The 8,221-nt window shown below is 73.0% G+C and carries 8 protein-coding genes; all 8 read left to right on the top strand.

Annotation, left to right across the window (positions count from 1 at the left end):
• The first annotated feature begins 362 nt into the window (after nucleotides 1-362).
• Entirely contained in the window at nucleotides 363-1,091 is a 729-nt protein-coding gene (locus tag L0B03_RS10555; RefSeq protein ID WP_250445757.1) for a hypothetical protein, read from the top strand.
• On the top strand, nucleotides 1,091-2,113 hold the full coding sequence (locus L0B03_RS10550) for an HAD-IIA family hydrolase (protein WP_250445756.1): 1,023 nt from the start codon (nucleotides 1,091-1,093) through the stop codon (nucleotides 2,111-2,113). The genes L0B03_RS10555 and L0B03_RS10550 overlap by 1 nt, the downstream gene beginning before the upstream one ends.
• 84 nt (nucleotides 2,114-2,197) lie before the next feature.
• A complete protein-coding gene (locus L0B03_RS10545) occupies nucleotides 2,198-2,362 on the top strand; it encodes a hypothetical protein (RefSeq protein ID WP_250445755.1) in 165 nt (54 codons plus the stop codon).
• Nucleotides 2,362-3,228 (top strand): TlyA family RNA methyltransferase, encoded by an 867-nt coding sequence (locus L0B03_RS10540; RefSeq protein WP_250445754.1) that lies wholly within the window; start codon nucleotides 2,362-2,364, stop codon nucleotides 3,226-3,228. Before L0B03_RS10545 ends, L0B03_RS10540 begins: the two co-directional genes overlap by 1 nt.
• Entirely contained in the window at nucleotides 3,225-4,118 is an 894-nt protein-coding gene (locus tag L0B03_RS10535; RefSeq protein WP_250445753.1) for an NAD kinase, read from the top strand. The genes L0B03_RS10540 and L0B03_RS10535 overlap by 4 nt, the downstream gene beginning before the upstream one ends.
• On the top strand, nucleotides 4,115-5,836 hold the full coding sequence (gene recN / locus L0B03_RS10530) for a DNA repair protein RecN (RefSeq protein ID WP_250445752.1): 1,722 nt from the start codon (nucleotides 4,115-4,117) through the stop codon (nucleotides 5,834-5,836). Before L0B03_RS10535 ends, recN begins: the two co-directional genes overlap by 4 nt.
• Nucleotides 5,837-5,842: 6 nt before the next feature.
• Complete coding sequence (gene steA, locus L0B03_RS10525) at nucleotides 5,843-7,030, top strand: putative cytokinetic ring protein SteA (RefSeq protein ID WP_250445751.1); 1,188 nt, start codon at nucleotides 5,843-5,845, stop codon at nucleotides 7,028-7,030.
• A gap of 34 nt (nucleotides 7,031-7,064) precedes the next feature.
• The gene (locus L0B03_RS10520) at nucleotides 7,065-8,150 is read left to right on the top strand and encodes a copper transporter (protein WP_250445750.1); all 1,086 of its coding nucleotides are present in this window, start codon (nucleotides 7,065-7,067) and stop codon (nucleotides 8,148-8,150) included.
• The last annotated feature ends 71 nt before the right edge of the window (nucleotides 8,151-8,221 follow it).

The raw sequence follows: 8,221 nt of genomic DNA, 5'->3' as shown, positions 1-8,221 counted from the left end.
TGCACGGGAGACTGTGTGGGAGAGTAGGTCGCCGCCGAACACCTTTTCAGAAAGGGCCACCCCATAGGGGTGGCCCTTTCTGCGTTCACCCCCGGATGGTTGACGCCTGGGGCGACGCCTGTCGCTGATGGACGGCGTGAGACCATGAGCCAGGTGTCAAGAGAGGAATGATGATGCAGGCAGGCGAGGCACGCAGGTCCGGTGGAGGTGCTCCGCGCGGCGGGGGCGGCGGACGAGACGACGGGAGGCCCCGCGGTGCGGGTGATCGGAGCCGCAGCGGTGGTGGAGCCAGTGCCGGTGGACGAGGCGCTCCCGCTCGGGGCGCGCGACCGACCGACGGCCGACCCGGCCAGGACCGCCCGGTGCGTGCGAGCGCGGCAGCCGCCCCGGCCATCCCCGAGGACGTCCAGGCCTCCGACCTCGACCGTGCGGCGCGAGCACGACTGCGGACCCTGAGCCGGGAGAACGCCGACGGTGTAGCTCAGCACCTCGTCATGGCGGGCCGCCTCCTGGACGAGGATCCTGAGCTCGCCTACGAGCACGCTCAGGCAGCGGTACGTCGCGCGGGTCGCGTCGACGTCGTCCGCGAGGCTGCTGCCATCACCGCCTACCGCACAGGACGGTACGCGGAGGCACTCCGCGAGCTGCGCACGGTGCGCCGGCTCAACGGCTCCGACGAGCATCTGCCCCTGATGGCCGACTGCGAGCGAGGCCTCGGGCGTCCTGATCGTGCGCTGGCGTTGGCTCAGGAGGACGGTGCCCGGGACCTTCCGGACGAGCTCAAGGCTGAGCTTGCCATCGTGATCAGCGGTGCCCGGGTGGATCTCGGTGACCCCGACGCCGCACTGGCCGTCCTGTCTCCGTACCTCTCTTCGGCTCTCGACCCGGAGCTGTCGACCCGCGTGGCCGAGGCACGCGCGTCGGCACTGACCGCCGCCGGTCGTGGTGACGAGGCGGCCCAGGTGCTGCAGGCCATCAACCCCGGGGGCGAGGAGAAGGAGGACGTGGTGGTCTTCGACCTCGAGGACGACACGGTCGAGGATGGAGCTGCGGCACGTGGAGCAGGTCGGCCGACGGGGGAGGTCCGCTGATGCTGCTCGAGGTCCTCACCCCGCTCGCGGAGCTCCACGACCTGGCGCTGGTGGACCTTGACGGCGTCGCGTACCGGGGCCCCGAGCCCATCGCGCACGCGTCCGAGAGCCTCGTCGCCGCACGTGCTGCCGGGATGGGTCTGGTCTTCGTCACGAACAACGCGTCCCGCGAGCCGGAGTCCGTCGCGCGTCAGCTCAGCGAGCTCGGCATCCCTGCTGAGCCCGCTGATGTCATGACGGCGGCGCAGGCCGCGGCGATGGTCCTGACCGACCTGGTGCCGTCCGGGGCCCGTGTGCTCGTGGTCGGCGGTGCTGGCCTGCTCACAGCCGTCCGCGCAGCAGGGTTCGTCGTCGTGGAGTCCGCGGACGACGAGCCCGACGCCGTCGTGCAGGGATTCTCTCCCGAGCTCGGGTGGGCCAGGCTCGCCGAGGCGGCGTACGCGGTCCAGCGTGGTGCCCTGCACGTGGTGAGCAACCGAGACCTGACGCTTCCGAACGAGCGCGGGTTCGCGCCCGGCAACGGTGCGCTCGTCAACGCGGTCGTGGCCGCGACCGGCGCCGAGCCGGTCAGCGCAGGCAAGCCTGGCCCGACCATGTTCAGGCTCGCTGTGGAGCGTGCCCAGGCGCAGCGTCCGCTCGTCATCGGCGACAGGCTGGACACCGATCTCGCCGGTGCGCGCGCCGCGGACTACCCGGGGTTGCACGTCCTGACCGGTGTGAGCTCCGCTCGCGACGCTGTTCTCTCCGAGGCCGGTGAGCGCCCCTCCTTGCTGGGGGTGGACCTGCGCTGCCTGCTCGAGCCGCACCCCGCACCCGTGGTCGGTAGCGAGGGGTGGTGGGTCTGCGGCGACTCCGCGGCACGTGTGCGCGACGGGGTGCTCGACCTCGGGAGGGGTGCTGGGGCGGGGCTCGTCTCGATCGACCTCGTCCGATCGGCGTGCGCCGCGGTGTGGGCCGCACGCGACGCCGGTGAGCCGGTGGACGCCGACTCGGTCCCGGACATGCCTGTGCACGAGTCCTGAAGTCCCGTCGTGGCAGGTAGCGTGGCAGGCCAGGACGACGCGAGCTCTGGGTGACGGCCTGAGCCGTCACATCGAGGAGGACGAGTGCAGGACCAGGTGGACGAGCTGCAGGCGACCGGCGACCAGGCCGTGGACGCTGCCTTGTCGACCCTTGAGGGTCTTGGCGACCGTCCAGTTCGTGAGCACGTCGCGCTGTTCGACGCGGTGCACGGAGCGTTGTCCGACCGGCTCGCCGAGACCCGCGAGTGATGGTCGTGACGACCCGGCGCCTCGACGTCGAGCTGGTCAGTCGTGGCCTGGCCCGCTCACGGACCCGTGCGCAGGAGCTCGTGGGCCAGGGGCGTGTGCGTGTGGCTGGGTCGGCCGCGACCCGCCCGGCGCAGCCCGTCGGCCCCGACCACCTGCTCGAGGTCGAGGACCAGGGCACGGACTACGTGTCCCGCGCCGCGCACAAGCTGATCGGCGCCCTCGACGCGGTGGAGGAGCTCGCCGCCGGCGCGGTGAGCCTCGACGGCTCGCGGTGCCTCGACGCAGGGGCCTCGACCGGTGGCTTCACCCAGGTGCTCCTCGAGCGCGGTGCCTCGCACGTGCTCGCCGTGGACGTCGGCCACGGCCAGATGGCCCCCGAGGTGAGTGCAGACCCTCGGGTCGAGCTGCGCGAAGGGGTCAACGTCCGCGACCTCGATCTCGGCCAGGTGGGGCGCCCGGTCGACCTGCTCGTGGCAGACCTCTCCTTCATCTCGCTGCGACTGGTCCTGCCTGCGCTGATGCAGGTCGTCCGCCCCGCGGGGGACCTCCTGGTCATGGTCAAACCGCAGTTCGAGGTCGGCCGGGAGCGGCTGGGCTCCGACGGCGTGGTGCACTCCTGCGAGCAGCGGGTCGAGGCTGTCCTCGGTGTCGCCGAGCTCGCCCGGTCTGGCGGGGCCCGGGTCCGAGCCGTCCTCCCGAGCCCGCTCACGGGGGAGTCGGGCAACCGCGAGTACTTCCTCTGGCTGCAGCCTTCGGGGCCATCTCCCGCCACGGTCCAGGACGCACCGGCCCAGGGCGCGCTAGGACCGGCTGTCGCTGCGGCGGTGCGCTCCGGCGCACCTACCCTCGTGGAAGGAGCACCATGACCCGGTCCGCCCTCGTCGTCCACCACAGCGGTCGCCCTGAGGCGGTCGCGGCTGCTGCCGAGGCGGTCGCGGCCCTCGAGGCGGCAGGTATGGCCCCTGTCCACGAGGACGAGCTCGCTCAGGTCTCGGACCTGGCGGTCGTCATCGTCCTCGGCGGGGACGGGACGATCCTGCGAGCCGCCGAGCTCACGCACGGCACGGACGTCCCGTTGCTGGGCGTGAACCTGGGTCACGTCGGCTTCCTCGCGGAGAGCGAGCGGGAGGACATCGGTGAGGCGGTCCGCCGTCTCGCGAGCGGTGAGTACGACGTCGAGGAGCGGCGTACGGTCGAGGTTCGCGTCCTGCGCCCCGACGGTGAGGTCGAGGTGGGCTGGGCCCTCAACGAGGCGACGGTCGAGAAGTCCGACCGGGCGAGGATGGTCGAGGTCGTCGTCGAGGTCGACGGACGTCCGTTGTCCTCCTTCGGCTGCGACGGCGTCGTGATGTCGACCGCGACAGGATCGACGGCGCACGCGTTCTCGGCCGGCGGCCCCGTGGTGTGGCCCGACGTCGACGCGATGCTGCTCGTCCCCGTCTCGGCCCATGCGCTCTTCGCGCGGCCCCTGGTGGTCGGCCCCACCTCGGTCCTCGCGGTCGAGGTCCTCGCGCGGTCGATGAGCGACGCAGTGCTGACCTGCGACGGTCGCCGCAGGATCGACCTGCCGACCGGCACGCGGGTCGAGGTCCGACGCAGCGACGTCCCGGTCAGGCTGGCACGGATGTCCCACGCGCCGTTCACCGACCGACTCGTGTCGCGGTTCGCCCTGCCCGTCAGCGGCTGGCGAGGGCGCGGGGTCAACGGCTCACGGCAGCGCGAGGACGTGCCCGCCGAGGACGGGGGGCTCCGGTGATCGAGGAGATCCGCATCGAGGACCTCGGTGTGATCGGGTCCGCGACCGTGCCGCTGGGTCCGGGGCTGACCGCCATCACGGGGGAGACCGGGGCTGGCAAGACGATGGTCCTGACGGGCCTCTCGCTCCTGCTCGGCCGCAAGGCCGACCCTGGCACGGTCCGCGCCGGGAGCCCCCAGGCGACGGTCGAGGGGCGTTTCGTGGTCGACCCTGCGTCCCCGGCGGCGACGCGCGCCGAAGAGGCCGGGGCCGTGCTCGACGAGGACGGGACGCTGCTCGCCGTGCGCACCGTCGCGGCTGCGGGACGGTCCCGCGCCCATCTGGGGGGCCGTGGCGTCCCCCAGGCGGTCCTGGCCCAGGTCGCCGAGGAGCTCGTCACCGTGCACGGCCAGGCGGACCAGGCGCGGTTGCGCTCCCCGAGCCGGCAGCGACTCGCGCTGGACACGTTCGCGGGGCCGGAGCACCTCGAGGTCCTCGCGTCCTACCGTGCCGCGTGGTCCGAGCGGGGGGACCTCGAAGCCGAGCTCGACGACCTCGTGACCCACGCGCGGGACCGGGCGCGCGAGGCCGAGCTGTTGCGCCTGGGGCTCGCCGAGGTCGAACGGATCGCACCCCAGCCGGGCGAGGACGAGACCCTCGCCGCGGAGTCCTCTCGGCTCGGGCATGCCGAGGACCTGCGCACCGCGGCCCTGACCGCGCAGCTGGCGCTGGCGGGACCTGAGGACGCGACAGGGCTCGAGGGGGCTGTCGCCGCCGTCGAGCACGCGCGACGCACCTTGGACCAGGTCGCCGAGCACGACGAGGCGTTGGGCGCCCTGGTCGGGCGCCTCGCGGAGGTCGGCTACCTGGTCAACGACGTGACCGTCGAGCTCGGCGCCTACGCCGACGGCGTCCAGTCCGACCCCGCGCGGCTCGAGGCCCTGCACGCACGGAGGGCCGAGCTGACCACGTTGGCCCGGAGCCACGGGGGGACCCTCGCCGACGTCATGGTGTGGGCGGACGAGGCCGGTCATCAGCTGCTCGACCTCGACCGGGGTGAGGACCGCACCGCTGAGGTCCGCGACCGGCTCGCGGCGGTCGAGGCCACCCTCGAGGCCGACGGTCACCGCCTGAGTGCCGCCCGCGCCGAGGCTGCCGACCGTCTGGCCACTGCCGTGACCGAGGAGCTCGCCGGGCTCGCGATGGCCGCGGCGCGGCTCGAGGTCGTCCTCGAGCCCGTCGGAGCCCTCGGGGCGTGGGGGGCCGAGGAGGTCTCGATGCGGCTCGCGGCCCATGCCGGGGCCCCGTCCCGACCGCTGGGACAGGGCGCCTCGGGAGGTGAGCTGTCGCGGGTGATGCTGGCCCTCGAGGTCGCCCTCGCGACCGCGCCGACGTCAGGTGCGGCGCGCCCGCCCACCTTCGTCTTCGACGAGGTCGACGCAGGGGTCGGTGGCCGCGCGGCGGTCGAGGTGGGGCGACGGCTCGCCGAACTCGGCCGCGAGGCCCAGGTCGTCGTCGTCACCCATCTGCCGCAGGTCGCGGCTTTCGCGGACCAGCACCTCGTGGTCACCAAGTCCCAGGACGCAGGCGCCGACGTGGTGACGGCCTCGGACGTGCGCCTGGTGGAAGGTGAACAGCGGGTGGCCGAGCTGGCACGGATGCTCTCCGGCCAGGAGGACTCGACCTCGGCCCTCGAGCATGCCGCTGAGCTCCTCGAGCGCTCTGTCGTGGGACGATGACCCCCGATGAGACTCCGCCTGCGCCAGCGCCGCCCTGCGCCCGATGAGCCCGGACTGCACGGTCCGGTCCGCGTCGACCCCCGGACCAAGAACCTGACCAAGAGGTTGCGGCCCGGTGACGTCGCGGTGATCGACCACCTCGACATCGACCGGATCTCGGCGGAGGCGCTGATCGCCTGCCGTCCTCGCGCCGTCCTCAACGCCGCCCGGTCGACCTCCGGCCGCTACCCCAACCTCGGGCCCGACATCATCGTGCAGGCCGGGATCACCCTGGTGGACGACCTCGGCCCGGACGTGCTCGCCCTGACCGAGGGGCGCGAGGTGAGGATCCAGGAGGGGAGCGTCTACGACGGCGACCAGCTCGTCGCCGAGGGTGTCGTCCAGGACGAGGCGACCGTCGCGGCGGCGATGGAGGAGGCCCGTGCCGGTCTCGCGGTCCAGCTGGAGTCGTTCGCGGCCAACACCATGGACTACCTCCGCCGGGAGCGCGAGCTCCTCCTGGACGGCGTCGGCGTGCCGGACATCGAGACCGTCGTCGAAGGTCGGCAGGCCCTCATCGTCGTGCGGGGGTACCACTACAAGGAGGACCTCGCCGCGCTGCGCCCCTACATCAAGGAGTACCGGCCGGTCCTCATCGGGGTCGACGGCGGGGCGGACGCGATCCTCGAGGCCGGTCACCGGCCCGAGCTCATCGTCGGCGACATGGACTCGGTCTCCGACCGTGCCCTGACCAGCGGGGCCGAGATCGTCGTGCACGCGTACCGCGACGGACGCGCCCCAGGGGTCGAGCGCGTCGAGAAGCTCGGCGTCAAGCACGTCGTCTTCCCGGCCACCGGCACGAGCGAGGACGTCGCGATGCTCCTGGCCGACGACAAGGGCGCCGAGCTCATCGTCGCCCTCGGCACCCACGCGACCCTGGTCGAGTTCCTCGACAAGGGCCGGTCCGGGATGGCCTCGACCTTCCTCACCCGGCTGCGCGTGGGCAGCAAGCTCATCGACGCCAAGGGCGTGTCCCGCCTGTACCGCCAGCGCATCTCGTCCTGGCAGCTCGGGCTGCTCGTCATCGCCGGTCTCTTCGCCCTCGGGGTCGCCCTCGCGTCGACCGTCGCGGGGCAGACCATGTTCGGCCTGTTCGGCGCCTGGACCGACGACGTCCTGTCGTCGGTCCGGGTCTTCTTCGGCGGCGGTGCCTGATGCACCCGTACGCCACTGATCGAGAGAACCCATCGTGATCGACTTCCGCTACCACCTCGTCTCGCTCATCTCGGTGTTCCTGGCCCTCGCGGTCGGGATCGCCCTGGGAGCGGGTCCCCTCGAGCAGAGCATCGGGGACACCCTGACCGGCCAGGTCGAGCAGCTCCGCACCGAGAAGGACGAGCTCCGCGTCGAGCTCGACCGCACCCTCGCCGAGCTCGGCCACGCCGAGACGGCCGTGGACGAGATGGCGCCGGCGATGCTCGCCGACGTCCTCGGCGAGCGGCGGGTCGCGGTGATCGAGGTCGCAGACGTCCAGCCCGAGGTGCTCGAGGCCGTCGTGTCCCGGGTGGAGCAGGCTGGAGGCACGGTGACCGGCGCCGTCCAGGTGACCGAGGCGTGGACCGACCCCGCTCAGCAGTCCTTCCGCCAGCAGATCGCCGGCACCCTGCTGGAGTACCTCGACCCCGTGCCGGCCGACGACGCCGGGACGGGGGTCGAGCTCGCCGAGGCCCTCGTGCAGTCCTTGACCACGGCCGACCCGGCGTCCCCGGACTCCCGCGCCGAGACCTCCGAGCTCGTCGTCGACGTGCTCGTCGAGGCCGAGCTGATCACCCTCGACGGTGAGATCACGGGCCCGGCAGACGCCGTGGTCGTGCTGGGCGGCCCGACCGTGAGCATCGACGAGGTCGAGCAGGCCGAGGCCGCCCTCGAGTCCGCCCCCGCCGAAGAGGCCGCCGAGGAGACCGAGCGCGCCGAGCTGATGCTCGCGTCGGCCCTGGAGATCAGCCGCGCGGCCCAGACCAGGTCGGTCGGCGCGGTCGTCGCCGGCGGGGCGTTGAGCGACGTGAGCCTCGTCCAGCGCATCCGTCAGGACGCCGACGCCGTGGCCGAGCTCACGACGGTCGACGGGGTCCAGTCGGTCAGCGGTCAGGTGGCGGTGCCGTTGGCGCTCAGCGCGCGCATCGCGGGAACCGTCGGGCACTACGGGCCGGGGGCCGGCGCGACCGACGCGATGCCGCCCCGCGTCGTGCTGCCCACGATCGAACGCCTGGCCTCGGCCCCTGAGGACACCGGGGCCGAGGACGAGGGCTCGGAGGAGCAGGAGGCCGAGGGGTGAGGTCCGTGCCGGCCGGACCCGGACTGGCGACCCTGCTGCGTTCGGGGGCGGGGGCTGCGGCCGCGACCTGG

The organism is Actinotalea sp. C106 (assembly GCF_023630195.1).
Lineage (GTDB): Bacteria > Actinomycetota > Actinomycetes > Actinomycetales > Cellulomonadaceae > Actinotalea.
Note: the sequence above shows the minus strand (reverse complement) of the source record. Positions and strands in the feature narration are given on the sequence as shown.

Coding starts and splice junctions, on each gene's coding strand:
- L0B03_RS10550 (WP_250445756.1), top strand. CDS start 1,091: ATGCTGCTCGAGGTCCTCACCCCGCTCGCGGAGCTCCACGACCTGGCG.
- L0B03_RS10540 (WP_250445754.1), top strand. CDS start 2,362: ATGGTCGTGACGACCCGGCGCCTCGACGTCGAGCTGGTCAGTCGTGGC.
- L0B03_RS10535 (WP_250445753.1), top strand. CDS start 3,225: ATGACCCGGTCCGCCCTCGTCGTCCACCACAGCGGTCGCCCTGAGGCG.
- steA (WP_250445751.1), top strand. CDS start 5,843: ATGAGACTCCGCCTGCGCCAGCGCCGCCCTGCGCCCGATGAGCCCGGA.